This is a genomic window from Alkalihalophilus lindianensis (genome assembly GCF_032843265.1).
Classification (GTDB): Bacteria; Bacillota; Bacilli; order Bacillales; family Bacillaceae_D; genus Alkalihalophilus; species Alkalihalophilus lindianensis.
In genome coordinates this window covers 1-311 of sequence record NZ_JAWJBA010000154.1, presented here as the reverse complement: position 1 = coordinate 311, position 311 = coordinate 1, and the positions used below count along the sequence as shown (strand labels likewise).

1 pseudogene is annotated in these 311 nt (G+C 34.7%); it reads left to right on the top strand.

What is annotated here, in order from left to right:
- Window positions 1–311 (top strand): annotated as a pseudogene (locus RYX56_RS21745) (extracellular solute-binding protein); the annotation flags it as partial.

Sequence of the window (311 nt, the reverse complement as noted above, 5' to 3'; positions counted from 1 at the left end):
ATGGAAATAACAATAATGGGGACTTTAGAGCTTTAAAAGCAATCTATGAGCAATACCGAAAAGAAGTGAATCCAAATTTCAAAATGGAAGTCGAATCAATCCCTAATCAAAGTCAGTATTTCCAAAAATTGCAAACCTATATTGCAAGCAATCAAATGCCGGATTTGTTTAAATTACCAAACGGACCTCTGGCTGAAACATTGGTTAAACAAGGTAAATTAGTTGACATGAAGAAAACACTTACGGATTTTGGGAAACTTGACCAATTTAACAAATCCGTCATTGATTTTCTCTCTTTTGAAGACGGCAGC